General features: G+C 54.2%; 19 protein-coding genes and 9 pseudogenes. 16 read left to right on the top strand and 12 right to left on the bottom strand.

All coding sequences use genetic code 11. The features are described from left to right. Positions 1-41: 41 nt before the first annotated feature. On the top strand, positions 42-1145 hold the full coding sequence (locus tag BLT55_RS20415) for an IS5-like element ISPsy19 family transposase (protein ID WP_074800821.1): 1104 nt from the start codon (positions 42-44) through the stop codon (positions 1143-1145). A 165-nt stretch (positions 1146-1310) separates the two neighbouring features. On the opposite strand, the gene BLT55_RS20410 is transcribed toward BLT55_RS20415, so the two are convergent. Continuing rightward, positions 1311-2288, bottom strand: coding sequence for an IS5 family transposase (locus BLT55_RS20410; RefSeq protein ID WP_007247761.1), 978 nt, complete (start codon positions 2286-2288; stop codon positions 1311-1313). Positions 2289-2555: 267 nt separating this feature from the next. Here BLT55_RS20410 and BLT55_RS20405 point away from each other — a divergent pair. Next, positions 2556-3473: pseudogene (locus BLT55_RS20405) on the top strand (IS5-like element ISPsy19 family transposase); the annotation flags it as partial. 272 nt (positions 3474-3745) lie between these two features. Here BLT55_RS20405 and hopBM1 read toward each other — a convergent pair. Next, positions 3746-4105 (bottom strand): annotated as a pseudogene (hopBM1, locus tag BLT55_RS20400) (type III secretion system effector HopBM1); the annotation flags it as partial. Between the two features lie 96 nt (positions 4106-4201). Continuing rightward, positions 4202-4274, bottom strand: a pseudogene (locus tag BLT55_RS35110) (DUF3757 domain-containing protein); the annotation flags it as partial. A gap of 206 nt (positions 4275-4480) precedes the next feature. Between BLT55_RS35110 and BLT55_RS20395 the strand changes: the two are divergent. Both BLT55_RS20395 and BLT55_RS20385 read left to right on the top strand, forming a co-directional pair. Continuing rightward, on the top strand, positions 4481-5710 hold the full coding sequence (locus BLT55_RS20395; RefSeq protein ID WP_074801460.1) for an IS91-like element ISPsy3 family transposase: 1230 nt from the start codon (positions 4481-4483) through the stop codon (positions 5708-5710). 541 nt (positions 5711-6251) lie between these two features. Further along, entirely contained in the window at positions 6252-8576 is a 2325-nt protein-coding gene (locus BLT55_RS20385) for a HopW family type III effector protein (protein ID WP_055001775.1), read from the top strand. Positions 8577-8919: 343 nt separating this feature from the next. Here BLT55_RS20385 and BLT55_RS35105 read toward each other — a convergent pair whose 3' ends face one another. The 4 genes and pseudogenes from BLT55_RS35105 to BLT55_RS20370 all read right to left on the bottom strand — a co-directional run bounded on the left by BLT55_RS35105 (position 8920) and on the right by BLT55_RS20370 (position 12083). Continuing rightward, positions 8920-9105 (bottom strand): phosphoribulokinase, encoded by a 186-nt coding sequence (locus tag BLT55_RS35105; protein ID WP_244159007.1) that lies wholly within the window; start codon positions 9103-9105, stop codon positions 8920-8922. Positions 9106-9237: 132 nt separating this feature from the next. Further along, positions 9238-9891, bottom strand: coding sequence for an AAA family ATPase (locus BLT55_RS20380; RefSeq protein WP_223862835.1), 654 nt, complete (start codon positions 9889-9891; stop codon positions 9238-9240). Beyond that, positions 9881-11518, bottom strand: a pseudogene (locus BLT55_RS20375) (transposase family protein). The gene BLT55_RS20380 and the pseudogene BLT55_RS20375 overlap by 11 nt, the downstream one beginning before the upstream one ends. 4 nt (positions 11519-11522) lie before the next feature. Then, positions 11523-12083 carry a recombinase family protein gene (locus tag BLT55_RS20370; protein ID WP_019331447.1) on the bottom strand — a complete coding sequence of 187 codons (561 nt, stop codon included), beginning with the start codon at positions 12081-12083 and terminating at the stop codon, positions 11523-11525. Between the two features lie 187 nt (positions 12084-12270). Here BLT55_RS20370 and BLT55_RS20365 point away from each other — a divergent pair. The 4 genes and pseudogenes from BLT55_RS20365 (at position 12271) to BLT55_RS20355 (ending at position 13708) form a co-directional block, all read left to right on the top strand. Further along, positions 12271-12901: pseudogene (locus BLT55_RS20365) on the top strand (recombinase family protein). Beyond that, entirely contained in the window at positions 12901-13092 is a 192-nt protein-coding gene (locus BLT55_RS20360) for a hypothetical protein (protein ID WP_005759895.1), read from the top strand. The pseudogene BLT55_RS20365 and the gene BLT55_RS20360 overlap by 1 nt, the downstream one beginning before the upstream one ends. Positions 13093-13274: 182 nt before the next feature. Further along, entirely contained in the window at positions 13275-13448 is a 174-nt protein-coding gene (locus tag BLT55_RS33520; RefSeq protein ID WP_005759896.1) for a hypothetical protein, read from the top strand. Beyond that, complete coding sequence (locus tag BLT55_RS20355; RefSeq protein WP_223862867.1) at positions 13448-13708, top strand: hypothetical protein; 261 nt, start codon at positions 13448-13450, stop codon at positions 13706-13708. Before BLT55_RS33520 ends, BLT55_RS20355 begins: the two co-directional genes overlap by 1 nt. 461 nt (positions 13709-14169) lie before the next feature. On the opposite strand, the gene BLT55_RS33515 is transcribed toward BLT55_RS20355, so the two are convergent. The 3 genes and pseudogenes from BLT55_RS33515 to BLT55_RS20330 form a co-directional block, all read right to left on the bottom strand. After that, positions 14170-14616: a hypothetical protein gene (locus tag BLT55_RS33515; protein WP_167359946.1), complete on the bottom strand. Its 447-nt coding sequence runs from the start codon at positions 14614-14616 to the stop codon at positions 14170-14172. Between the two features lie 73 nt (positions 14617-14689). After that, on the bottom strand, positions 14690-15919 hold the full coding sequence (locus BLT55_RS20345) for an IS91 family transposase (protein WP_074800812.1): 1230 nt from the start codon (positions 15917-15919) through the stop codon (positions 14690-14692). Between the two features lie 558 nt (positions 15920-16477). Continuing rightward, a pseudogene (locus tag BLT55_RS20330) lies at positions 16478-16681 on the bottom strand (Tn3 family transposase); the annotation flags it as partial. A gap of 353 nt (positions 16682-17034) precedes the next feature. Here BLT55_RS20330 and dcm point away from each other — a divergent pair. From dcm to BLT55_RS20315, 3 genes and pseudogenes are all read left to right on the top strand, one after another. Continuing rightward, positions 17035-18297, top strand: a complete 1263-nt coding sequence (gene dcm / locus BLT55_RS20325; RefSeq protein WP_055000935.1) for a DNA (cytosine-5-)-methyltransferase — start codon at positions 17035-17037, stop codon at positions 18295-18297. After that, positions 18297-18742: pseudogene (locus tag BLT55_RS34845) on the top strand (very short patch repair endonuclease). Before dcm ends, BLT55_RS34845 begins: the two are co-directional and overlap by 1 nt. Then, complete coding sequence (locus BLT55_RS20315) at positions 18739-19986, top strand: type II restriction endonuclease (RefSeq protein WP_004661993.1); 1248 nt, start codon at positions 18739-18741, stop codon at positions 19984-19986. The pseudogene BLT55_RS34845 and the gene BLT55_RS20315 overlap by 4 nt, the downstream one beginning before the upstream one ends. Before the next feature lie 522 nt (positions 19987-20508). On the opposite strand, the gene BLT55_RS20305 is transcribed toward BLT55_RS20315, so the two are convergent. Further along, complete coding sequence (locus tag BLT55_RS20305) at positions 20509-20727, bottom strand: hypothetical protein (protein ID WP_004666664.1); 219 nt, start codon at positions 20725-20727, stop codon at positions 20509-20511. A 112-nt stretch (positions 20728-20839) separates the two neighbouring features. After that, on the bottom strand, positions 20840-21472 hold the full coding sequence (locus BLT55_RS20300; RefSeq protein ID WP_074801457.1) for a recombinase family protein: 633 nt from the start codon (positions 21470-21472) through the stop codon (positions 20840-20842). Between the two features lie 297 nt (positions 21473-21769). Between BLT55_RS20300 and BLT55_RS20295 the strand changes: the two are divergent. The 5 genes and pseudogenes from BLT55_RS20295 to BLT55_RS20270 form a co-directional block, all read left to right on the top strand. Next, positions 21770-22057 (top strand): annotated as a pseudogene (locus tag BLT55_RS20295) (nucleotide-binding protein); the annotation flags it as partial. Between the two features lie 84 nt (positions 22058-22141). Next, on the top strand, positions 22142-23164 hold the full coding sequence (gene istA, locus BLT55_RS20290) for an IS21-like element ISPsy4 family transposase (protein WP_055000988.1): 1023 nt from the start codon (positions 22142-22144) through the stop codon (positions 23162-23164). After that, positions 23161-23970, top strand: a complete 810-nt coding sequence (istB, locus tag BLT55_RS20285; protein WP_055000987.1) for an IS21-like element ISPsy4 family helper ATPase IstB — start codon at positions 23161-23163, stop codon at positions 23968-23970. The genes istA and istB overlap by 4 nt, the downstream gene beginning before the upstream one ends. 49 nt (positions 23971-24019) lie before the next feature. Beyond that, positions 24020-24406 (top strand): annotated as a pseudogene (locus BLT55_RS20280) (hypothetical protein); the annotation flags it as partial. A 765-nt stretch (positions 24407-25171) separates the two neighbouring features. Beyond that, positions 25172-25711 carry a hypothetical protein gene (locus tag BLT55_RS20270; protein WP_054998600.1) on the top strand — a complete coding sequence of 180 codons (540 nt, stop codon included), beginning with the start codon at positions 25172-25174 and terminating at the stop codon, positions 25709-25711. Positions 25712-25861 lie beyond the last annotated feature (150 nt).

The raw sequence follows: 25861 nt of genomic DNA, 5'->3' as shown, positions 1-25861 counted from the left end.
AAATTAAACTTTCACTCCCTTGTCTGAATAGCCCTCAAGCCATGCCTAAAACCGGACGTCCTCGCTCGATTGCCGCCGAGCACTATCCCGTGCTGGTGAAACTCGCTCATGCACAGCCCTATTCCAGCCAGGCCGAATTGGCGCTCGTATTCTTCGCCGAAACCGGTATCACTGCGCATCCCGACACCTTTGCAAAAGCGTTGAAAATGGCAGGGATTACGCGTGTAAAGCAGCGGGCCAAGGGAAGTTTTCAGTCACCTGAACCTAATAGAGCCTATGGCTACAATGAAACCCACCGCCGCCAACTGCCGGAGCAGCTATATCCGAGTTGCTTGACAGATACCGAGTGGGCACTGGTCGCCGACCTGTTTGAAAGCCAGGGCGGACGAGGAGTGCCACCGCTTCACTCTCGGCGCACGTTGCTGGAAGCCTGTTGCTATGTCGTACGCACGGGGTGCTCATGGCGAATGCTACCCCGCGATTTTCCTCATTGGGACAATGTCTACAAAACGTTCCGCCGGTGGAGCGCTCAAGGCAAGTTCGAGCAAATGCATGATCGCTTGCGAGCTCAATGGCGTGAGCGGGAAGAACGCGCTGACAGCCCGTCAGCAGCGATCCTGGATTCACAGTCGACCCGCAGTTCTCCTCAAGGCGGTGACAGCGGCTACGACGCAGGCAAAAAAGTGAAGGGGCGTAAACGAAGTCTGATTGTCGATACATTGGGCCTGCTGCTGGCTGTCAGTATCAGTGCTGCAAGCGTGCAGGATCGTGACGCGGCGGATGATGCGGTGGCGTACTCGAAGGAAAAATATCCGTCACTGAGCACGCTTTTTGTTGATAGTGCGTACGCAGGAAAATGGGCACAGCGCACCCATCAACTGCACGCTATCGATGTTCAAGTGATCCGTGGCCCGAATAACAGAAGAACAGGGCAATGGCACTCTGAACAAGGCGATCTATTTTCCGTGGAGCCTGTTCAGACTGGATTTGTGGTCATGCCCAAGCGATGGGTAGTGGAGCGAACTCATGCCTGGAATGAGAGAGCTCGGCGACTGATCATGCATCATGATCGCCTTTTTGCGGTAAGCGAGGCATGGGTTTGGTTGGCCGAGGCTCGAATACTCGCGCGCCGACTCACTACATGATTTTGTCTACACCCTCTTAGGGAGACGCTGAACAATTAACCCGTTTGCACCGTCCCCATTTCCAAGCCGGTTTTTTTCAACCTGCCGGCCTTATTTTACGTTTCTCGAGCAGATTTCTGCCCTCATTTTGCTGAAAGGCGGGCCAGTCCCGCCTTTCAGACGGATTTATCCTGCCGTCTGTTGTAAATACCGCTTGGCCAGCATCAGATTGGCCAACCCAAACAAACTGAACAACTGCGCTGTATTCTTTTCCAGCCCACGGTAGCGAACCTTGCGATGATTGAAGCGCACCTTGATTACCTGGAAGGGGTGCTCGACCTTGGCACGCAGTTGCGCCTTGGCATATTCAATTTTGCGCTTGACCCGATACAGCACGCTGCCTTCGCCGTGCTGCTTGTAACTGCTTGGCCGTTCTGCAATCGACCAGATAACGTCCCGTTCAGCATGCTCCGGTCGCTTGGCCGCACCGGTGTATCCAGCGTCACCCGAAACATAGGTTTCGTCACCGTGAAGCAACTGGCCAACCTGGGTGACATCCGCCACGTTAGCGGCCGTCCCTACTACGCTGTGCACCAGCCCCGACGTGGCGTCTACACCAATGTGGGCCTTCATCCCAAAGTGCCATTGATTGCCTTTCCTGGCCTGATGCATCTCAGGATCACGCTTGCCTTCTCGGTTCTTGACCGAGGGCGGCGCGGCGATCAGAGTAGCGTCGACGATAGTGCCTTCCTTGAGCAGCAGCCCCCGGCTGGCCAGATGCTGGTTAATCGTTTCAAACAGCAGCCGGGTTAGCTGATGGACTTCCAGCAAGCGGCGAAAACGCAGCAAGGTGGTGGCATCCGGTGCAGACTCGCGACCCAGGTCGATACCCATAAAACCGCGGATGGCCTGGCTGTCGTAGACGGCATCTTCGCAACCTTCATCGGAGAAACCGAAACACTGCTGCACGACGTACATGCGCAACATGCGCGACACCCCTATCGCAGGGCGTCCGCGCTTGCCTGCGGTGTTGCTATAAAACGGCGCCACTTGCGCCTCCAGCAGGGCCCAGGGCACCAACTGTTCAAGGTCAGCCAGGAAGCGATCTCGGCGAGTCTGCTTTTTCTTGCCGGTATATTCGAGTTCGGAGAAGGTCTTCTGCACGCGCGTAACGCTCACGGAGAGGGAGCTGTTGAAGGAACTTAGTGTGCCAAGGGTGGGGACAGTTGGCTATTTTTGCAGCGCCTCCTTAGTTAAAACAGTAACTTAGGTATCCTCTGAAAAAGCCCATTTTTTTGGAGAGGAACCGGGCTGGAGCGCCTGTATTTACTGGCTTCGACTTTTGAAGAAAAGGCTTTTTCAGACCTTCCTTAGAGGGTGTAGACAAAATAAATTAAACTTTCACTCCCTTGTCTGAATAGCCCTCAAGCCATGCCTAAAACCGGACGTCCTCGCTCGATTGCCGCCGAGCACTATCCCGTGCTGGTGAAACTCGCTCATGCACAGCCCTATTCCAGCCAGGCCGAATTGGCGCTCGTATTCTTCGCCGAAACCGGTATCACTGCGCATCCCGACACCTTTGCAAAAGCGTTGAAAATGGCAGGGATTACGCGTGTAAAGCAGCGGGCCAAGGGAAGTTTTCAGTCACCTGAACCTAATAAAGCCTATGGCTACAATGAAACCCACCGCCGCCAACTGCCGGAGCAGCTATATCCGAGTTGCTTGACAGATACCGAGTGGGCACTGGTCGCCGACCTGTTTGAAAGCCAGGGCGGACGAGGAGTGCCACCGCTTCACTCTCGGCGCACGTTGCTGGAAGCCTGTTGCTATGTCGTACGCACGGGGTGCTCATGGCGAATGCTACCCCGCGATTTTCCTCATTGGGACAATGTCTACAAAACGTTCCGCCGGTGGAGCGCTCAAGGCAAGTTCGAGCAAATGCATGATCGCTTGCGAGCTCAATGGCGTGAGCGGGAAGAACGCGCTGACAGCCCGTCAGCAGCGATCCTGGATTCACAGTCGACCCGCAGTTCTCCTCAAGGCGGTGACAGCGGCTACGACGCAGGCAAAAAAGTGAAGGGGCGTAAACGAAGTCTGATTGTCGATACATTGGGCCTGCTGCTGGCTGTCAGTATCAGTGCTGCAAGCGTGCAGGATCGTGACGCGGCGGATGATGCGGTGGCGTACTCGAAGGAAAAATATCCGTCACTGAGCACGCTTTTTGTTGATAGTGCGTACGCAGGAAAATGGGCACAGCGCACCCATCAACTGCACGCTATCGATGTTCAAGTGATCCGTGGCCCGAATAACAGAAGAACAGGGCAATGGCACTCTGAACAGGGCAGCCTGCGGCTGCAAATCGCCCGTTCTTACGATCGCGTAGCAGCAGAAACATTGATTTGAGCTTTGTCATGATGCCCGTTATTGATCATCATGAAGCCTGCTTACCCACCGCTGCTGCTTCAGATGAGTCCAGCCTACGCACCTCGACCGCTCAAAAACCTCTTCACCGCTAACCAGTATTGGGCACATCTCCTCGAAGGGGGCTATGAAGACATGACGCCTTCTTCATAACGTCAACTTGATGCATAGGCATCTTAAAATCCCCATGCATAAACTCATCAGTCCTCGTTTAGCCGCAGCGGAACGAACTGACACTCAGATGCTGACTTTGTACATTCATATCCTTGAATTCCAACCGCGCCACGCTCTTTAATCCAATTGTGCTGACCTTCAATGGAAACGATAAGTGTCTTTAGTCTATTCTCATTTCCTGCTTTTCGATACTCAAGATCTATTACGCCATTATCTCCGCTTAGTGAATAACTACAGTTAGTCAATGTTCCTCCCTTCTGACTTTTATCCACTGAAAGATATAAAGCAGTGGAAAACTCTTTAATGGAGTGTTTCTTGTGTGGTTGAGAAACCCAGTTCCCCTCCCAACCAGCAAACGTTTCCGGCGCGATATAGATACCATTAAGGAGGCGCTGATTTATTCGATTTTTCGTCCCTGCAACGCTCTGGAGGCCTTGATTTATCTGGGGGCAACAGCTGGGTTTTAGAATAAATCAGCGTCTCCTTAGCTGCCATAATGCAGGGGGATGCGGTCAATATAGCCGCCAGCAGACTGGTCTTGTGAAGCCTGTTCATAGCACTTGTCCTCTTGTCTGGTTCTTATAAATAGAATGAATGACTAGGCTCTATACGTAAACCAAAAAATACGATTGCTTGTAGAGAGCACGGAAGTGTTAGTGGAGCCGCACCAGCCGGCAGTTCCCAGCCTGCGGGGAAATATGAGGGCCGGGGAGCAATGAACATCGATTTGAGCTTTGCCATGAGGCCCATTATTGATCATCATGAAGCCTGCTTACCCACCGCTGCTGCTTCAGATGAGTCCTGCCTACACGCCTCGACCGCTCAAAAACCTCTTCACCGCTAACCAGTGCTGGGCACACCTCCTCGAGGAGGGCGGCTTACGCGACATCGAAGTCGAGTCCATCACCAAAATGCTGGCCTGCGGCACCTCGATCCTGGGCGTCAAACACTACACCTGCGGCAACGACAGCTGCCCGCACGTCAAATACCTGTGCAACACCTGCAGTTGCCGCGCCTGTCCATCCTGCGGCAAAAAAGCTACCGATCAGTGGATCGCCAATCAACAGCACCGCTTACCCGAGTGTACCTGGCAACACCTGGTGTTCACATTGCCTGACACCCTGTGGCCGCTGTTCTTTCATAACCGTCACTGGCTCGATGCCTTGTGTCGCCTGGCCGTCGACAACCTGCTCTATGCGGGCCGACGCCGGGGCGTGGAGGTGGGTGTTTTCTGCGCCATCCACACCTACGGCCGGCGACTTAACTGGCACCCCCACATCCATGTCTCGGTCACCTTGGGTGGGATCGATGACGCAGGTGTCTGGAAAGATCTGTCGTTTCATCCATCAGCCTTGCGTCGGCGCTGGATGTGGAATGTACGCCAGTACCTGCTCAGTCAGTGGGAGCACACCACCGTCCCACCTGAAAACGCTCATCTGCAGAGCGAAAATGACTGGCGTCACCTTGTGCTCAACGCCGGTGGTCAGCACTGGCACATCCACTTGTCGAAGAAGACGAAAAACGGCAAAAAGACCGTCAATTACCTGGGCCGCTACCTGAAAAAACCGCCCATCTCGGGCAGCCGATTGGCCCATTACACCAACAGCGCAACCTTGAGTTTTACCTACCTGGATCACCGCACCAAGACCTATCAGCAGGAAACGCTGAGCCAGCCCGACATGCTGCGCCGGGTGGTGCAGCACATCCCGGAGAAGCACTTTCGGATGATCCGGTATTTTGGATTTCTGGCCAACCGCGTCTGTGGCCGACAGCTACCCCGGGTGTATGAGGCGCTACGCATGGAAAGGCGTGGCAAAGCGCAAAAACTGTATTTTGCGCAGATGAGCAAAGCGTTCTTGCATCGGGATCCGTTCAGCTGCGTGCTGTGCGGAGCACGAATGGTTTATACCGCAGCCATCGCCGGCCTGACCGTGCAGGGCTTGATCAACAACGCTCAAAGCATCGCGCAATTGAGGTACGTGCCGGCCTGATACGGGAGAGGTGCGTCCAAAATCTGGAAAAGGTACAGAAAAGTCGCTTTCAATCCATTTTTCGGCGTGGGTGATGGGTTAAAAAAGCTTTTTGCCGACATCGACGCCACGTTGGCATCGCGCCGAGGGGACCTTTTTCGGCGGATTACCTTGCATAGGAATTATTGAAATTCCTATGCAACAAGGACACAGCCCAAGCGAGACGAGGGACCTGCCTCCTGCCGACATTGCTTTCCGTACGATTTTTTCCGAATTCTGCGAGCTCCCCTTTAAACGGTGGGTGTAGCAGTACTGAGACTGCGCGTTTGGCGGGGGGAAGTGTCAGCCAAGTAAAACGTATCTGGGCACAGGACCAGGCTAAAGATGAGGTCTGAATGTAGAAATAGCCTTGGTTTTTAAGCTGAGCCCGCAGCCTGCCTTGTGTGCTTTGGCAGTGTAGGCAGCGATGGATTTTTACCGCGCCTACAGGAACTTTTCTGGTTGGAGCACCACTCATGTCGTCTTATGGAAAGCTACACTGCTTATAGTAAGGAATAGACCAATGAGTCCAGCTCAGATCATCCGCACCTCTCATTCATTCCCGCCAAGTTTTACTGGTACTTCCTCTTCAGCCGAAAACAGTCATGCGCAATCGCCGCAGCAGGTTCTTACTCGTGCGTTCGGCGCGTCTGGTGAACTGAATGCGGCGTTCGGACGGACCTCCACTGCCTCTGCGCAGGACTTCACAAGCCTTCTGGGTACCCTTCAGCGTGAGTTGGAGAAAAAGACCCCGGCGTTTCCGGATCTCGCCGAACTAGCTAATCAGCTTGCAGACGCGGCGATGGGCGATCAGGGCGGGCATTGGTTGGGTCGCGACGAACAGCAGACACTCAAAGGTATGATAGACCGATGCAAAAGCCAGCTGGCACACACTCCTGCATCTGATGCTTCTTATGATCTGCTGGCTCAGGTTTGTGAAAATCTGAAAAAGGCGCGGCTGCATCAGTCAATAAGCCAGATGACCGGTGAGGCGCACGCGAAGGTGCGGGGCGTTCCGGATCTTTTGGCGCTGATCCAGCTTGACCCCGATATTCTAGCCGAGAAGCCAGTCGGCATGCCTTCCTACGTGAAGTTTAGCAGTTTTATTTGCATGGCAAAGGCCCGCACTGCGGAACTGAGTGAAAACCTCCGTAACGCTTCCAACGAAGTTGCTCTTTTGCTCCATCCTCACGCCGATACGATTTTAGAACTTGAGAGGTTGCCGGATGCTTTGGCGGCATTGACGGAAAATTGTCCAGATTCGCCTATTCGGGATGATCTCCGCTCCCTGGCGAAAGAGGCCGGAGAGCTACTTCAGCAGTTGCGTGCCAACGATCTCTTGCCGCAATCGAATGAGGTATCGAGCTACCAGGGCGAAACGTCTATGCGCAGTCGTGAGGTCGTCGAGCCAAAGTTGACGCTTTGCCAAGCGGGCGGTAATGGGCAGGGGCAACTCGAAGCCTCGCGTGCCCGTCCCGATGGTTTGCGCTACGCTCCAACACGTGCCGCTTCCAGCGGCCCTGAAGCTCGCGTGCCTGGGCAAGTGGTGGGCAGTAAAATCGCCGGCGATTCGCAAAAAGTAGCTGGTCTTTATGCTGAGAAAAAGAGGACAAATTGGACACAGGCAAACGGAGTTGCTGGGAAAATCAGCCACAAGATTCAATCCCTGCTGGGGATGCGAGATGCCGAGTCTCGTGTTCAGGCGTTCGTCGCATTCATGGCCGATGGAAAGGGGAAGCCAGACGCAACGATACTCGATCTAGGCGATGGGTGGATGAGGGCAACGCGTGTTATCAAAGGGGAAGCGGCCTTGATCGATTTCCAGTGCGACAGCGATGGTAAGGTAGTAGACGCACGACATCCCGGCAGATTTCCTTTGCTACCTCAAGGAAATGAGCGGGAAGCCTTTAAAACTGTACTTCAAGAACTGAAGTTCAGGGGCGCTGAAACGTTGTCTAAGGTTCCTGTGTATTACGTTAATAGGAATACGCGGGGTTACGTCATTCCTACGCATGGCTATGTGGTCGCTGGTCATCCCAACAGGGGGCGAAAAAGTGGCGCAGTTTTGTATGGGGTAGGAGGTGATCCGAAACGTGGCCCTGTGGCCTTGGATGAGAAACTGCTCGGTCATCTTGTAGGCAGGTCCGATTCGAAAACTTCTAGTAAGTTATCGGCGCCTGTCAAGGCTGCGATTTCAGCGCTTGCTGGAGCGTCATTTGCTACTCGCGAAGACTTTTATGACGCCTATTGTGCGGTTAGGGGTGATGCCGTTGATCCATTGGAGCGGCACAACGAGATTTCTTCTATCTATCGCCTTCTGCCTTTGTCCACGATGGAAATGTGGCCAAAGAAGGCAGATGATTACAGGGTCGCAAGGCCGGCAGCGCCGGAGCGGGATCTTCGCGCATTTGAAAATCTACCAAAAGACATCGGGCGAAAAGCTCAGCTGAAGAAAGTATCTAACGTGGACAGCATCGACCTGCTGGAAGCTAAGAGACAGTTTACGCTTCATCAGCTTTACCAGGACGAGATGTTGGGCCGCGACGGAACAGGAGTCCCATCTGCAGGCTTTAAGCCGAAAGTAGATGCTCAACGCCGTGACAACTTGGTGGCTTCCACCCCCAAATTTCAAAGATTGCCGCCGCACACAACTGACAAGGTCGGGAATTGTAACACCGGTGCATCATCCCTCCTTCAGCGAGCAGTGGACACCTATACCGAGAAGCGTAACTTGCCCCCCGAGAAAGTCACTGCGGCTAGTATCTTTGGTATTGGGTCGAGTCATCGACTTGCCATCTGGGACCCGTTGAACGGTTCTTCATCAGCCAAGTCCTCCAAAGACCGTTGAAGGGGGTATTCAAGGCAGGATGCAGATCGGTCGATCAACTTGTCAAAGTCGACGGTGATGAATTCCATCAAAAGCCCTTCGCGCAAGGCAAGAATATTGCGGAGCGCCTCGTTAGGCTCGGTTGAATTTTCAAACATATGATACGATAGGCCTGCATCGATCACGGTCATTTTGTATCTGTCTGGGCTTTTGTCTTTAGCGGTATCTGAGTGGGCAGATCAACTGCAAATCGCCTAGGGAGACGCTGATTTATTCTAAAACCCAGCTGTTGCCCCCAGATAAATCAAGGCCTCCAGAGCGTTGCCGGGACGAAAAATCGAATAAATCAGCGGCTCCCTAGGCCTCAGATCGGTAACCCCGCGGCCAGCATTCTGTCGCGCAGTTCAGCGGCTCGGGCCGGATCGAGTGCGTTACTGAACAGCGCCTTGATCTCGGTGGGTCTGGCGTCAAACTGCTCAACCAAATCTTTGATGCGGTAGCCATGGCGCGTCAGGGTTGGTTCCAGATCATCCAGTTGTCGCGACAGCACGGATTCCACCAACTCCGCTGAGACAGGTTTTTTCTCCGGTCAGGTAACCGGCCTCCAAGGCCAGGCTGATGTGCAGTTGAATTTGCAGCGGTGTGCGCAACTTGGTGGCGAGCAGGTCGATGGCGTCTTCGGTCAGAATCGATTCAGCGTCAACCCTGCCTCCGTGCAGGTCTCCAGCAGCCAGTGGATGTACTCACGCTGACTGCCAGCGATGCCGTCGAGTGAGAAGATGTCGGTGCGGTAGCCAATTTCCTCCATCGTCGGCCGGCGCAGATCGTTGCGCAGTTTGGGATGCCCGGCCAGCACCACCGACAACCGACCGTCACCGTCCTCGACCAGCTCCATCAAGCGCTTAAGTCCGGTCAGCGTATGGCCATTGAGGTCATGGGCCTCATCTACGAACAGCGCCACTGGGCGTTTGTTCTTCTTCACCAGCTCGCGCAAATCGCGCTCACGCTTTTCCCCTTGGGTCGGGATGCGTACCTGTTTTTCGGTGGACAGGTCGTAGTAGAGCGCGGCGATGAAGGTGGCCAGTTTGATGCTGTGCTTCTCAATGGCGAGGGACTTGGACACGGTGATCTTCTTCTCTGCCTCCATCACCTGTTGAAGCCGTCGCAGCATCACGGTTTTGCCACTGCCGATGACGCCACAGAGCGCAATCAGGCGGCCTTCGAAGATCGCGCCCTTGATGTCTTTGATCAGTTGCTGATGGTGGGAAGTCTCAAAATAACCGGCCTGGTTCAGCGGCAAAGTCAGCCCGTAGTGATGCATCACTTCAACCCGCATGTTCGTCTCCTGTTTTCTTGTTGCGGAAGTAGCTTCTGACGCGTTCAAGGACAACCCGTCGAATCAAGGTCTCGCTCACCACCTGGTGGATAAACGCTAGATCCTCTTTCGAAAGCTTGGCCAATGGCTGCGCCAGTTCGTTGGCGACGGCCAGCTTGGCGGCGATAACACTGGGAAAGTGGTACTCATGCGCTTCGGCATCGAAGGGCAGACGTGGCAACTCCACGGGAACGGCGGACGGTGTCAGCCTCACGTCGTTCCCGGCCAGCGCGGCGATGGGCAGGCCTAACTGATCGGCCAGTGAACGGATGCGTTCGGATCGTTCATCGGCCTTGCCACGGCTGAACGCTCTGTATCGATGCAACGGAATGGGTCCGGACACCGGGTAGAAAGGGCCGAAGCGCTCGCCATTGAACTCAGCATACAGCTCGTTATCAAACAGTCCCCAGAGCAACACCACGGATTCTCCCGCCATGTCAGGCTCGACCTCAAAGGTTGTGCCCTCAATGGTGACGCGTGCATCAATGCCAACCTTGCGTCTCTCTGGCTCGCGAGCGAAGCGGCAGAACTGCTCCTAGGTACACATCTCGCGCAGGCCTTCGGCGGGCAGGTTGGCCAGCCAGTCCTCAATACGCGAATGCGGTTCGCAACGATGGCCTTGCACGTTGTAGGTGCGCACCAGGTAACGCATCAGCCATTCGTTGGCCTGCACCTCGGTTTCCGGCTTGTGGAAGTGGTACAGCGTCTCGTGAGCTTCCTTCACGGTACGAAAGGGCCGCTCAACCTTGCCCTTTGAGCGAGCCGTGGTGCGGGTGCCATCCTTGCCAGCCGGTATGTGCGTCTGCCACTCGATGCCGAGCGCCTGCATGACGTTCTGGAAAACGCGACGTTTGGCCACGGGGCCGTTGTCCAGGTAGATCATCTTGGGACGGCCTTGGAACGGAAAGGTCGGGTCAGCCTTCGGTACCATGGCGTTGAACAGAAAGCGCAGCGCCGTTTCCGCGTCTTCACCGTAAACGCAGTGGTATTCCTGGTAAGCCACACCGCTGCGGTCATCTACCACGCTGAACAGCATCAGCGTCGGTTCACCCTTGCTCGGGTCAATCCATTCAGGCTTGTCGATGTGCTTGAGGTCGGAAGGTGACAGGTCGAATTGCCAGCAGTCATTGCTGTGCTCAGCCTGAAACCGAACGGCGGGCGGTTGCCGCAATAATCGCGACTGATTCAGGAGCCAGCGACCGAGGTATTCGTTCACCGTGCTACGGGTCAGAATACCCTTGGGTGCTCTGACCAAGCCTTGCTCAGTTTCCACCCCGTAATCTTCCAACAGCTCGATAGCACGGCGAGTGGAGAGGTGCCGCCCTTGCTTGTTAGTGGTACGTAGTTTGAGCGCAGCGATCAGCTCGCAGTAGCGTTCCAGCTGGGCCCGCTGCAATACACGCGGCTTACCGCGATCGGCACGGTGGACCGTATGGGGTTTATGGATGAGGTTCAGCGCCCGGTACACGGTGCTGGGGGACACGCCGTACAACTCAGCTATCGCGGCCACTTGTGTAGCCCGCTCCGGGCTTTTCTTCGGCAAGCGGTCGAGCCGTTGCCGCAATTGCAGCAACGAGTCAACAGGAATGGAACTACGCTTGGCGTCCATTTTGAGCTAGAGCTCGATACACTGAAGCACGACCAACGCCAAGCTTTCGGGCAATTTCTGTGGCGCCTAGATTTTCTTCGATCCATAAGCGCTGAACTTCCAGCGGGTCAATCGACGGTTTGCGGCCCCGGTAAACACCACGAGCTTTAGCGTCAGCAATTCCTTCAAGCTGCCGTTCTCGTCGCAGGTTGGTTTCAAACTCAGCGAACACGCCCAGCATGTCCAAGAATGCTTTTCCGGCTGCGCTCTGCGTATCGATTGGTTGCTCCGTCGCCTTGAGACTAACCCCACGCTCTTTGAGTGTATAAACGATGTCTTGAAGATCCTTGATGCTTCGTGCAAGACGATCAACACGCGTCACCACTAATGTATCGCCAGGGCGCAGAAAATCGAGCAGTGTTTTCAACTCCGTCCGACCAACCCGGCTAGCCCCGCTTTTCTTCTCGGCGCGCACCACATCACAACCCGCTTCACGCAAAGTTTTTTCTTGCAGAACGAAATCTTGATCACTTGTGGAAACACGAGCGTATCCGTAAAGGGCCATCGTCAGGTTTGTCTCTTTAGGCTCTAGAAGTTGAGAACTTATCATATCAAAAATGAAAAGCCACCCTATTGAGACGCAAAAAGCGCCTCATCCACTTGTCTCACAAGGGTGTACCAAAATGGGCCATATGATGACGACTCTCAATGTTGCGCGGGTGTACCTGCGTGTTAGTACCGAAGACTAGGACTTGCAGCGCCAAGAAGCGATCATTGGCAATGCGCGAGCATCGGGCTACTACGTGGCTGCGGTCTATCGCGAAAAAGCCTCGGGCGCTCGATCCGACCGTCCCGAGCTGTTGCGTATGATCGAGGACCTGCAACCAGGTGAAGTCGTCATCGCTGAGAAGATCGACCGAATCAGCCGTCTTCCCTTGCTCGAAGCAGAAAGGCTTGTAGACGCGATCAAGGCTAAGGGCGCACGCTTGGCGGTGCCCGGCATCGTCGATTTATCGGAATTGGCCGAGGCATCCAGTGGCGTCGCCAAGGTGGTGTTGCAAGGCGTACAAGACATGCTGTTGCGTGTGGCACTGCAAATAGCGCGTGACGACTTCGAGGACCGGCGAGAGCGACAACGGCAAGGCATCGACTTGGCCAAGAGCGCAGGTCGATATAGAGGACGTAAGCCGAATGCTAAAGTGCATGAACAGATCATTGCCCTTAAAGGCGGCGGGTGTAGCATTGCGGAGACTGCGCGGCTGGCGGGGGGTCAGTGTCAGCCAGGTAAAACGTGTGTGGGCACAGAACCAAGCTAAGGTTAAGATCGGATATTTGGGTGAGGGCGCGCCGAAAACCGCAAGTGAGTATATGGGGGATTATTAATGCAGCTGCATGAAGCGTTTCAACTGGTGGAAGCATTGGGCGTTGAAGAAGCCAATCAGCGAATCCAACAGGAAGGGGGGAAGTTGTTAGCTATCACACAGCGTGAGCGCGTCGGATCCGTATATGTCCTTGGAAAGGCCGGACCGGTCGACCCGAAACCGAAAACGGATTGGGAAGCAATGGTTGGATAAGCCTCAGCATACGCTTGGTCACAAGGGCATGAAGGTGCTGCTGCCGAAGCAGCGAACAAGTCCGATGGGGCAATACCCACCGCATGACTATTGCAGTGGGTCATCACTAAATGTCAACTGACAAACCCTTCGATTGTCTATAAAATGAGCGTACATCCAGCCGATCCCTCTGGGAGGTCGACATGACTGCAAAAGCCAAAAAAACCAGCAAGACTGAAAACCCGCATATTGAAGCTGCGGAGCGATTTCGCCAGCTGGCTCAGATTCTTGCTGGCGATCCTGCTGAAGCTAAGGCTTTCCGCCTTAAAACAGGCGTGTATAACACAAACGGCCAGCTGAAGGCCGCCTATCGCTGATGTATCAACAGCTTCCCTCATTTGTTCTCGGTTTTCACGGTTGCGATCGAAAAATCGGGGAAGCTGTGCTCGCTGGTGAGCATGTTGCTCAGAGTGTCAATGATTATGACTGGTTGGGTGAAGGCGCATATTTCTGGGAAAACAGTCCAGAGCGTGCTTTGAGCTATGCCCAACACATCAAAAAGCACTCCGGCCGTGGCAAAGGGGCGATCAAGCGGCCATTTGTCGTTGGCGCTGTGATCGACTTAGGGAGACGCTGATTTATTCTAAAACCCAGCTGTTGCCCCCAGATAAATCAAGGCCTCCAGAGCGTTGCAGGGACGAAAAATCGAATAAATCAGCGCCTCCTTAGGTTTATGTCTAAATCTGACGGACGAAGGTGCTCTTGATGAGCTTCGAGCTGCTTACGACATCCTTGTTGCTACGTCCGAGGACATACCACTCAACACCCCTGGGTTTAATGGCGATCAGGACAATCTCAAACGTAAACTAGATTGCGCTGTGTTCCAGACATTACACCAGGCTCGCGTTGCGGTAGGGCTACCGGATTACGCATCAATCCGGTCTCCCTTTCTGGAAGGGCCGGATCTATACCCAGGCACTTCTTTTCGCAAGCAAACGCATGTGCAGATTTGCATAAGAGATATGTCCTGCATTAAGGGATATTTCCTGCCCAGAAATGCTGATGGTTCGCTCTTCCAGCTCTAGGCAGTAGGCCCACCTAGTTTGTCATACTCAATACTTCACCTGAATGGGGTTGTAAGCCGGAATCCCAGAAATTTCCGTCATGGGCGGGAAGCCAGTACTGGTGCGGATTGACGCCAAACAGTTGTTTTCCGGCAGCGACGCCGCCAAGCCGAAAACGGCTTGATTGAGCGGCCAAATATGTACGGAAAACCGTATCGGGTAACACAAGCAGCCAGGAACCACTCTGGTGATGTTTTCCGACGGAATTTTCTGGGATTCCGGCGTACACCCCCAGTACGCGTGTAAACGCAAGCAGACTCGCCGCGAGCGCTTTCTCATCGAGATGGATCAGGTGGTGCCCTGGAAAGGCTTGATGTATAGGAATTTCAATAATTCCTATACAGGGTAATCCTCCTAAAAAGGCACCCTCTGCGTGATGCCAACGTGGCGTCGATGTCGGCAAAAAGCTTTTTTCACCCATCACCCACGCCGAAAAATGGATTGAAAGCGACTTTTCTGTACCTTTTCCAGATTTTGGACGCACCTCTCCCGTATCAGGCCGGCACGTACCTCAATTGCGCGATGCTTTGAGCGTTGTTGATCAAGCCCTGCACCGTCAGGCCGGCGATGGCTGCGGTGTACACCATCTGCGCTCCGCACAGCACGCAGCTGAACGGATCCCGCTGCAAGAACGCTTTGCTCATCTGCGCAAAATACAGTTTTGGCGCTTTGCCACGCCTTTCCATGCGTAGCGCCTCATACACCCGGGGTAGCTGTCGGCCACAGACGCGGTTGGCCAGAAATCCAAAATACCGGATCATCCGAAAGTGCTTTTCGGGGATGTGCTGCACCACCCGGCGCAGCATGTCGGTCTGGCTCAGCGTTTCCTGCTGATAGGTCTTGGTGCGGTGATCCAGGTAGGTGAAGCTCAACGTGGCACCGGAGGTGTAGTGCGCCAGACGACTGCCCGAGATGGGCGGTTTTTTCAGGTAGCGGCCCAGGTAATTGACGGTCTTTCGGCCGTTTTTCGTCTTCTTCGACAAGTGGATGTGCCAGTGCTGACCACCGGCGTTGAGCACAAGGTGACGCCAGTCATTTTCGCTCTGCAGATGAGCGTTTTCAGGTGGGACGGTGGTGTGCTCCCACTGACTGAGCAGGTACTGGCGTACATTCCACATCCAGCGCCGACGCAAGGCTGATGGATGAAACGACAGATCTTTCCAGACACCTGCGTCATCGATCCCACCCAAGGTGACCGAGACATGGATGTGGGGGTGCCAGTTAAGTCGCCGGCCGTAGGTGTGGATGGCGCAGAAAACACCCACCTCCACGCCCCGGCGTCGGCCCGCATAGAGCAGGTTGTCGACGGCCAGGCGACACAAGGCATCGAGCCAGTGACGGTTATGAAAGAACAGTGGCCACAGGGTGTCAGGCAATGTGAACACCAGGTGTTGCCAGGTACACTCGGGTAAGCGGTGCTGTTGATTGGCGATCCACTGATCGGTAGCTTTTTTGCCGCAGGATGGACAGGCGCGGCAGCTGCAGGTGTTGCACAGGTATTTGGCGTGCGGGCAGCTGTCGTTGCCGCAGGTGTAGTGTTTGACGCCCAGGATCGAGGTGCCGCAGGCCAGCATTTTGGTGACGGACTCGACTTCGATGTCGCGCAAGCCGCCCTCCTCGAGGAGGTGTGCCCAGCATTGATTGGCGGTGAAGAGGTTTTTGAGTGGTCGAGGTGTGTAGGCTGGACTCATCTGAAGCAGCAACGGTGGGTAAGCAGGCTTCATGATGATCAATAATGGGCCTCATGACAAAGCTCAAATCCATGTTTCTGCTGCTACGCGATCGCAAGAACGGGCGATTTGCAGCCGCAGGCTGCCCTGTTCGCAATACTGCGGTGGCCCGATACCTCAGCGACGCGCCAATGTTCTCCAGGTGTGGCCGCAACACGGCCCACTGGAGAGCCTGCGGCCAGAAGAATTCAATCCGCGCATTGAGGCGTTGGCCACGCGACATTGCAAATAGGGGGTGTAAGCCGGAATGCCCGAAATTTCCATTCAGGTGAAGTATTGAGTATGACAAACTAGGTAGGCCTACTGCCTAGAGTTGGAAGAGCGAACCATCAGCATTTCTGGGCAGGAAATATCCCTTAATGCAGGACATCTCTCTTATGCAAATCTGCACATGCGTTTGCTTGCGAAAAGAAGTGCCTGGGTATAGATCCGGCCCTTCCAGAAAGGGAGACCGGATTGATGCGTAATCCGGTAGCCCTACCGCAACGCGAGCCTGGTGCAATGTCTGGAAGGGGGCGGTTCTGGCAGGGGGCGAAATGACACGTTAAGAACTTACGGCTTGGGCCAGAGGTATTCGCCTGTCAGTAATATGTGAGCCCAACCAAGCGGAGAGATGTGTGCCAGAAGTTCGGGTGGCACATCTAGCCCTTCCCTTTGTCGTTCGGTGACCGCGTTACCGATGTGGATAGTGTTCCAGTAGATAATGATTGCGGTGAGCAGGTTGAGCCCAGCAATCCGGTAATGCTGCCCTTCGCTGGCGACTGATCATGCATCACGATCGGTTATTTGATGTGAGCGAGGCGTGGGTATGGTTGGCCGAAGCTCGAATGCTCGCCCGTCGACTTACCACTTGATTTTGTCTACACCCTCTTAGAGTGTCATTTCGCCCCCTGCCGAAACCGACCCCTTTTGGCCGCTCAATCAAACAGTTTTCGGCTTGGCGACGTCGCAGCCGGAAAATAACTGTTTGGCGTTAATCCGCACCCGTACTGGCTTCCAAACCATGACGGAAATTTCTGGGATTCCGGCTTACAACCCCTTTCAGAAAATCCTATGTAAAGGGAATGATATAGGTCATAATGTCCGTAAATATACCCAGAGAGGAAAAAATGACACATGCCCAGCCGCTTGAACTGCTTAAGCAGGCACGAAGCCGTTTTACCCAACGCGAAATCGCCGAGCGCGTCGGAAAGAATGCCAAAACCATAGGACGCTGGGAAAAGGGGGAGACTCCGTGTCCGACCATGCTTGAACCGGCGTTGCGCGACATGCTGCAAACGCTGACAACTGGTACTGTGACTGGCGATCATCGCTTTCGCTTCGTTGATCTGTTCGCGGGCATCGGTGGTATTCGCATGGGCTTCGAGGCGCATGGCGGTGAATGCGTGTTCACAAGCGAGTGGAACGACTTCTCGAAAAAAACCTACATCGAAAATTATGGCGACCGCCACCAGTTCGTCGGCGATATCGTGCCATTTCCTGCTGAAGACGTGCCCAATCATGATGTACTGCTGGGCGGTTTTCCATGCCAGCCGTTTAGTATCGCTGGGGTGAGCAAGAAGAATTCGCTCGGACGGCCACACGGTTTTGAATGCACCACCCAGGGAACGCTGTTTTTCGACGTTGCCCGCATGATCTCTACCAAACGGCCTGCGGCGTTCCTGCTGGAGAACGTGAAAAACCTGCTTTCGCACGACAAGGGCAACACATTCGAGGTAATCCTGCAAACGCTACGAGAAGAGCTTGGTTACGATGTGCATTACAAGGTAATCGACGGCCAGCATTTCACGCCGCAGCACCGCGAGCGGATTATCATCGTCGGCTTTCGCGAGAAAACAGGGTTTTCATGGGACGACTTGCGCCTGCCAACAGACGGGCCACGTCTGGCGTCGATCCTGCACAAGACCGATGGAACAGAACGCGTTTTGCCATGGGACGAAGACAGATTTTTCGATCACAAAAAACGTGTTGTTCAACCAAAATACACACTGACGCCTAACCTGTGGGCCTACCTCCAAGCTTACGCCGAAAAACACCGCGCAGCCGGTAACGGCTTCGGTTTTGGCATGGCGTTTCCAGATAGTGTGACGCGCACCCTGTCTGCGCGGTATCACAAGGATGGCTCGGAAATTCTGGTCAATCAAGGCAAGAAACGCCCGCGCCGCCTTACGCCACGAGAGTGCGCACGTCTGATGGGGTTTCCCGATACGTTCAGAATCCCGGTAAGCGATACGCAAGCGTATCGCCAGTTCGGCAATAGTGTCGTGATGCCGGTCATGCAGGAAGTGGCCCGCATCATGGTTCCCCACGTTCAGGCGCTGATAGCGCATGAGCGTGACGGCACTCCGCTTGCGTTGCCGTTGTTTGCCTGATGGTCGATGTAGTGGACAGTGCCACCCGTAGCAGGCTGATGTCCAGCATACGGGGGCGCAACACGAAACCGGAAATTCTGATTCGAAGTCTGCTGCACCGTAAGGGCTTCCGGTTCCGTCTCCATGTCCGCGATTACCGGGCAAGCCCGATATCGTGCTGCCACGTTACCATGCAGTGATATTCGTGCATGGATGCTTCTGGCATAGACATGACTGCCCGTTGTTTAAATGGCCCAGCACGCGCCCGGACTTCTGGCAAGATAAAATCGAACGGAACCGCACAAACGATCACAAAGCGAGCGAAGCCCTGCTTGCGAGCGGGTGGCGGGTTGGCATCGTCTGGGAATGCGCCATTCGTGGTGCGAGTAAAAACATTGAGGCAGTCGCACAAAGCCTTGCCGACTGGCTTCAAGGCAGTGCCCGATTTATCGAGGAGCGGGGATGAAACGAGGGTATCTGTCCGAGTATTTCGAGGGCGTCGCAGCCAAGCGTTTGAGCGCGGTCGAAGCCGATGTCATCAAATCGCACCAGCATGAGTTCAACGGCGTAGAGGGCTTGCGGGAGATTCTGGGCGAGCCGGAAGGCAAGGTGCAATATCAGGCAAAGCTGATGTATCTCACCGACCAAGACGATGAACCCATAGTCGAAGACAGTACGCTGACATGGTATGACGCACGGCAGCGGGCACGAAACGAACGTGGTGTAATGCGCTGGGAATATCGCCTATATTTCAAGACGACCAATGTTTCGCTGAATGCTGCTGCTGGCGATCTGCTTGTGATTGCGAAGCCCCGCGATGGCAGTCTGCTGGTTGTCATTGCTGAAAGCGGGTCGAGCATCGCCAGGCAGATTGAATGGTTGTTTGGTTTTGCCGATCTTGCACATCCCGGATTTTCTGTTAAATCCGAATTGGAAACGGAACAGGATCGCATCGAATTTGCATCGCGCTTCATTCTGGAAAGCATCGGCGTTGTAGTCGAGACATCTGCCGAAACTTACCTTGATGTCATGCTTGAAAAATTCAAAGGGAAGTTTCCAACCACCCGCGAATTTTCGGCTTATGCACGTTCGACCCTTAAAGACCTTGACGCACGCGCCGAACCAGACCTCGTGATAATGACTTGGATGGAGCGCGAAGAAATCCTGTTTCGCACGCTTGAACGCTACCTTATCGCCGACCGTTTATCAAAAGGATTCGCAGGCGAAGTGGATGTAGGCGTTGACGTGGATGGCTTCCTGTCATTTTCTCTGTCGGTGCAAAATCGTCGCAAGAGCCGGGTCGGCCTTGCGCTGGAAAACCATCTTGAACTGTTGTTTGCGGAAAACGGTTTGCGCTACGCACGCACCGCTGTCACAGAAAACAAGGCGAAGCCGGATTTTCTGTTCCCTGGCATGGCGGAATACCACAACCCGGCGTATGACTCGTTGAAGCTTACTATGCTGGGCGTGAAATCAACCTGCAAGGATCGCTGGCGGCAGGTGCTCGCTGAGGCTGACAGGATCAACAACAAACACCTGCTGACCCTGGAAACAGCTATCTCCACGCACCAGACCGACGAAATGGCGAGCAAGTGCCTGCAACTCGTCTTGCCTCGTGGCCTGCATCAGACCTATACGCCTGCCCAGCAAGCGTGGTTGATGGACGTGGCGGCATTCACGGACTTGGTACGTATCCGGCAGATGGCCTGACTGCTTTAACGTACTTTAATTCCACTTTTGTCAAATGCCCCAAGATTCTGTACTGAGGGGTCGGTTCCGGTTGGGGGCGAAATGACACGTTAAGAACTTACGGCTTGGGCCAGAGGTATTCGCCTGTCAGTAATATGTGAGCCCAACCAAGCGGAGAGTAGTGTTTTTTTTTCAGCACATGCCACATGCAGGCGCGAGAGTGGATAAAAACCTCATGCGCTCCAACCAAGCGCTGTCGCTTATGGCACCTGCGGCACAACACATCATTACCCTGTATAAGCCACTGCTGATTCCATGCCTCCAACAACAGATCTGCCTCCACTTCCACTGCTTGAGTCGTGCCCATTATCTCCTCTTGGGAATCACCTGCGTCTTCGCCTCAACCACTACCCCGCAGAAGTGTAGACCAGTCCCCTGGGCGGGGGCTTACGTCCCGAAGGCTCAAAAAAAGTCCATCAAGTCTGGGGTTTGCTTGCTTGCGTGGGAAAATGAACATGGCCCCCGTTATTGTAAAGCCTCACCCTAGCTTTTCTTCTCTGCGGCTTTGGCCAGAGCCGCCGGTGATATCTTCATTGCCGTCGTCTCGGCCTTTTCAGTATGCCCTAAGTGATATTCTGCGTATTGATCAGCACCGTCCTGCTTCACGCATACGGCCAGCAGCGTCCAGCCGTCATCTAGAAGTTTCTGGGCCGGACCTTGATGCGTCTTGGTAATCAGCTGCTTAATGTCTTCAATGGGCATAGATACTGCTCCTTGCTTGAATGATGGCCTATTATATTCAGATCCAAGCCATAGGCTTCCTTTCTGTTTATAGTTAAAAATCATGCGCCTGCACTGCCTCGTCTTGCTACGTTCAGAACTTAGTTTTTTCTTGGTTCTGAGCCCAGACACGCTTTACCTGGCTGACACTGACACCCGCCAGCCGCGCAGTCTCTGCAATGCTACACCCGCCGCTTTTAAGGGCAATGATCTGTTCATGCACTTTAGCATTCGGCTTGCGTCCTCTATATAGACCAGCGCTCTTGGCCAAGTCGATGCCTTGCCGCTGTCGCTCTCGCCGGTCCTCGAAGTCGTCACGCGCAATTTGCAGTGCCACACGCAACAGCATGTCTTGTACGCCTTGCAACACCACCTTGGCGACGCCACTGGATGCCTCAGCCAATTCCGATAAATCGACGATGCCAGGCACCGCCAAGCGTGCGCCCTTAGCCTTGATCGCGTCTACAAGCCTTTCTGCTTCGAGCAAGGGAAGACGGCTGATTCGGTCGATCTTCTCAGCGATGACGACTTCACCTGGTTGCAGGTCCTCGATCATGCGCAACAGCTCGGGACGGTCGGATCGAGCGCCCGAGGCTTTTTCGCGATAGACCGCAGCCACGTAGTAGCCCGATGCTCGCGCATTGCCAATGATCGCTTCTTGGCGCTGCAAGTCCTGGTCTTCAGTACTGACACGCAGGTACACCCGCGCAACATTGAGAGTCGTCATCATATGGCCCATTTTGGTATACCCGACGAAGCTCTGCTCATTAGCTATGGATCAATCGGCCTAAACGCGACCCTTTAGAGCTAGGTCACAATGAGCCTACCTTTTACGCCATGATGATTGGTTTCCTTCCATATTACGTTCTGAGCTATATCCCTACCTAATTTTGCGTCAAAGCGTCAAAGCGTCAAAGCGTCAAAGCGTTATAATTCTCTTGCTTGTGCAATGAATGAGGATTACGATTACTTGCGTTAATTGACGCAATAACGCAATAACGCACTGAACTTGACTGGAGGCGGTATGGCACTTCGTATCGGTACGGCATCTCAAAAAGGGGGCGTTTACAAGAGCGCCATTGCTCGCGCTCTTGCTACGACGTATGCATCAGCTGGATGGACAGTCAAAATCTGCGACTTGGACATTGACCAATCCACGTGTCACGACTGGAACCTGCGCCGTATGAAAGCTGGGATTGAGCCCATAATAAGGGTGGAGACGTTTGGAACTTTTAGCCAAGCGCTCAAGGCTTCCAGCTCAGATGACGTAGATTTGCTTATATTTGATGGGGGCCCTCAAGCGACTGCCGGTGTCACCGCCACTGTAAAAATGACCCCCTAACGCCAACCTAGAATTGACCCCCCTGGGTAAAACTGGCGGCTTTGAGCTGCCAATATGTTGACCCAGGAGCAGTCTGTGGAAATTAAAGTGTTGGCCCGTCAGGGCCATGGCATCAAATTCATCGCCCGTGAGCTGGGTATTTCGCGTAACACCGTGCGCAAGTACCTGCGAAAGGCCCGGTCGCTACCCAATGACAAGGTGAGACCCGCACGTCCGTGCAAAATCGACCCCTTCAAGGACTACCTGCACGAGCGTATTGAGGCGGCGCGCCCGCACTGGATTCCGGCGACCGTCCTGCTGCGTGAGATCACGGCATTGGGGTACAGCGGCGGCGTCAGTCGTCTGAAGGCTTATATTCGCCCCTTCAAACGTAAGGCAGAAGAGCCGGTGGTACGTTTCGAGACTCTGCCCGGTAAGCAGATGCAGGTGGACTTCACCACCATTCGACGAGGCCGTCAGCCGCTTAAGGCGTTCGTGGCGACACTTGGTTTTAGTCGAGCAAGCTTTGTCCGTTTCTCCGAGCGAGAGGACAGCGAAGCCTGGCTGACAGGGCTTCGGGAGGCGTTCGCTTACTTTGGCGGCGTGCCCGAGCAGGCATTGTTTGATAACGCCGGAACCATCATCACCGAGCGAGATGCTTTTGGGGAGGGCCAGCATCGTTGGCATCCCCGATTGGCTGCGCTGGCCGATGAGTTTGGTTTTATTCCCAAGGTCTGCCGCCCTTACCGTGCCCAGACCAAGGGTAAGGTTGAGCGCTTCAACGGGTATCTGAAGGGCAGTTTCATTACCCCGTTGGCCGCTACGCTCAAGAGTGCGGGTCTGACGCTGGATGTGGTGACGGCCAACGCACATATCGGCCAATGGCTCGACGAAGTCGCTCATCAGCGGATTCACGGCACGACGGGTGTTCAACCGGCGGTACGTCTGGCCCAAGAGCAGCAGGTACTATTACCACTGCCAACACAGAGCCTGCGCCCACAACCCGCCCCAGGCCTACGCCTGGGGCGGGTCCTGCCGTACGAGAGCTTGCAGCATCCGCTGTCGGTTTATGAGCAACTGCTGGAGGTGAGAGCATGAACCTTCAACATGCTCGCCTGACAGAACTATGCAAGGGGCTAAAGCTTGAGCGCGTCGGGGTGGACTGGCCGCACCTGGCCCAACAAGCAGCAAGCGGCGAAGACAGCTTTGCCGACTTCCTCGAAAAGCTGCTGGTTGCCGAGACCGATGCCCGAAGTGAACGCTCTCGACAGGCCCTGCTGAAAACTGCCGCGCTGCCCGCCGTGAAAACGCTGGAGCAATACGACTTCGCGTTTGCCACCGGCGTCCCTCGGGCACAGCTCCAGGAGCTGGCAGCACTGAGTTTTGTTGGACGTGCCGAGAACATCGTGTTCCTGGGGCCTAGTGGTGTAGGCAAGAGCCACCTGGCCATCGCGCTGGCCTACCGGGCGGTGATGGCCGGTATCAAAACCCGCTTCGTCACTGCGGCTGACTTGATGCTGCAACTGACCGCTGCGCACCGCCAGGAACGGCTCAAGGAATACTTCAGTCGTGTGGTGATGGCCCCCGGGTTGTTGGTCATCGATGAAATCGGTTACCTGCCGTTTGGTCGTGATGAAGCCAACCTGTTCTTCAATGTTGTCGCCAAGCGCTACGAGCAAGGCAGCCTGATCCTCACGAGTAACTTGCCGTTTACCCAGTGGGCCGGAACCTTTGCGGATGATCAAACACTGACAGCGGCCATGCTGGACAGGCTGTTACATCATGCCCATATCGTGCAGATGACAGGTGAAAGCTATCGACTCAAGGACAAGCGCAAAGCAGGAACCAACTCTTCTCGGGCCGAACCGGCTCGAAAATATGAACCCGAGGGTGGTCAAAACTAAGTTGGCGATTTAGCACGGAAGGGGGTCACTTTTTAGTTGGCGTTGACATGCCGGTACGGTCGACATGGGTAAATCAGTTGATCTTATGATTCTTCCGACCGGTCTCAGTCTTGATGACCTAACCCCTACCGTTCGACTGGCTAACAGGTTGGTGGATAAACACGGCATTTCACCAGACCGAATCGCTTTGGCATTAGTTCGTGGAGGCGACAGTGACAAAGAAATTGTGGAGGCTCGCTCGTATCTCTCTGCAACACCTTATCATTTACTTGCTGGCACGCTGTATGAAAAAGTGTTGTATCGCCGTGCCCATGACTCTGGATTTTCCGTGACCGAAGTTTCTCACAAAGGGCTTCGAGAACAGGCAGATCGTTTGGTCCAATCTATTGTTGACCGCATAAGCTCTCTGCCGCAAAATGACAAAAGCGTCATTTGACGCATTGACGCTATATGAGGAGTTCAAATGGTTAACATTCCTAAGCCGCCTTCACGAGTAACAGGCAAAGGCACGCCACCCCGCAGCGACGACCTATCAACGGTTGTTGGTAACAACACCGAAAAACCATAAGCCAAAAAAGACGTGCCTATGAATCTGCGCGTCCCAGATGAGTTTAAAAGGCGTGTAGACCAATTTGCTTTGGACCACAGAGTCAGCGTGAAGAAAGTCACTATGCAGGCACTGGAAGAATTTATGAATAGAGCCGGAGCTGCCCAATAGCCTCACGGAAAGCAAAAAATAGCGTCATTGCGTCATTTGAAGCATTCAGCGTTTGAGCGGATTTGTAGGAGGGTGAAATCGAATCAGTTTAAAAGATGCTGGGGAATGGCTGTAACCATCCCCCAGCGTGAACAAAACCAACCTGTGAGAGAAGATGATGTCCGAGCGAGAATATAACACAGTCCGAAACCTGCACTTATGTCAGCTTTCAGACCCAAAATATTTGCATCTACTGAGAGAATTTGCTGGCCACATGGCTCCGCCATGCGTGGCAGAAGCCCTAACGAGGTGGCTCGATAGCGTTCAAGGAATGAAACAGGGAGTGACCGTATGAAACCGTTATCTCTCAACCAACAGTCGTCTTTAAGGAGGCGCTGATTTATTCGATTTTTCGTCCCTGCAACGCTCTGGAGGCCTTGATTTATCTGGGGGCAACAGCTGGGTTTTAGAATAAATCAGCGTCTCCTTAAAGGAGCTAGCACCGTGAACGGATATGAACACCCTACCCGCGACACCCCGGCGCACGCTGTCTACAGATTGTCTTGGCTTGCATATGCCAACGTGATCATGACGTCAATTTTTTTGATTGCTGTGTCGTTAGGCATCGGCTCGTGGACGAAACATAATGCTCAATCTGATTCGGCCTTTAAGATTGGCATTACGTTCAGCGTGTTCGTACTGGTGGTCTCGCTGGCTATAGGTATTTACAGGATACTTTTCCTCAAAAGTGTTCGCCTCTATACAGATGATATTGGCGTATGGATTTTTCGAGGAATTTTGCCTTGGAGCAAAGGGGTTCGCGGTGTCAAATGGCGTGACATTGAAGATGCCATGTACTACACGGGGTTTTTCAGCTGGATGTTCCGTTCGTACACCGTGCGCATAGGCCATAGGTTCACCAAGACGAGCGAGATTTTTGTCTATCATCTGGCCCAAGGTCACACCGCTGTCGAGCACATCAATCGCATGCATCAAACTATCCTGCAGGCCGAGCAGGCCGTTAACCCCTCACGTGAGGTTTAACGTGCCGACAGTCTGACGGTGCCAGTGCCTTTCCAAGGTCGGTAAGCTGTTGAAATATCCATAACAGGTGCGATTTCAAATTGGCCCCTTCGCTCGACAATAGCGTAGGGGCCATTTTTATGAGTGGTGGCAGCTAACTGAATCGCCCCT

The sequence above is a fragment of the Pseudomonas cannabina genome, from assembly GCF_900100365.1.
Taxonomy (GTDB): Bacteria; Pseudomonadota; Gammaproteobacteria; order Pseudomonadales; family Pseudomonadaceae; genus Aquipseudomonas; species Aquipseudomonas cannabina.
Note: the sequence above shows the minus strand (reverse complement) of the source record. Positions and strands in the feature narration are given on the sequence as shown.

Bases quoted from the DNA above. Each gene is read 5' to 3' on its own strand.
- BLT55_RS20415 (WP_074800821.1), top strand. From the start codon at position 42: ATGCCTAAAACCGGACGTCCTCGCTCGATTGCCGCCGAGCACTATCCC.
- BLT55_RS20395 (WP_074801460.1), top strand. From the start codon at position 4,481: ATGAAGCCTGCTTACCCACCGCTGCTGCTTCAGATGAGTCCTGCCTAC.
- BLT55_RS20385 (WP_055001775.1), top strand. From the start codon at position 6,252: ATGAGTCCAGCTCAGATCATCCGCACCTCTCATTCATTCCCGCCAAGT.
- BLT55_RS20380 (WP_223862835.1), bottom strand. From the start codon at position 9,891: ATGCGGGTTGAAGTGATGCATCACTACGGGCTGACTTTGCCGCTGAAC.
- BLT55_RS20370 (WP_019331447.1), bottom strand. From the start codon at position 12,083: ATGGCCCTTTACGGATACGCTCGTGTTTCCACAAGTGATCAAGATTTC.
- BLT55_RS20360 (WP_005759895.1), top strand. From the start codon at position 12,901: ATGCAGCTGCATGAAGCGTTTCAACTGGTGGAAGCATTGGGCGTTGAA.
- BLT55_RS33520 (WP_005759896.1), top strand. From the start codon at position 13,275: ATGACTGCAAAAGCCAAAAAAACCAGCAAGACTGAAAACCCGCATATT.
- BLT55_RS20355 (WP_223862867.1), top strand. From the start codon at position 13,448: ATGTATCAACAGCTTCCCTCATTTGTTCTCGGTTTTCACGGTTGCGAT.
- BLT55_RS33515 (WP_167359946.1), bottom strand. From the start codon at position 14,616: ATGGGTGAAAAAAGCTTTTTGCCGACATCGACGCCACGTTGGCATCAC.
- BLT55_RS20345 (WP_074800812.1), bottom strand. From the start codon at position 15,919: ATGAAGCCTGCTTACCCACCGTTGCTGCTTCAGATGAGTCCAGCCTAC.
- dcm (WP_055000935.1), top strand. From the start codon at position 17,035: ATGACACATGCCCAGCCGCTTGAACTGCTTAAGCAGGCACGAAGCCGT.
- BLT55_RS20315 (WP_004661993.1), top strand. From the start codon at position 18,739: ATGAAACGAGGGTATCTGTCCGAGTATTTCGAGGGCGTCGCAGCCAAG.
- BLT55_RS20305 (WP_004666664.1), bottom strand. From the start codon at position 20,727: ATGCCCATTGAAGACATTAAGCAGCTGATTACCAAGACGCATCAAGGT.
- BLT55_RS20300 (WP_074801457.1), bottom strand. From the start codon at position 21,472: ATGACGACTCTCAATGTTGCGCGGGTGTACCTGCGTGTCAGTACTGAA.
- istA (WP_055000988.1), top strand. From the start codon at position 22,142: ATGTTGACCCAGGAGCAGTCTGTGGAAATTAAAGTGTTGGCCCGTCAG.
- istB (WP_055000987.1), top strand. From the start codon at position 23,161: ATGAACCTTCAACATGCTCGCCTGACAGAACTATGCAAGGGGCTAAAG.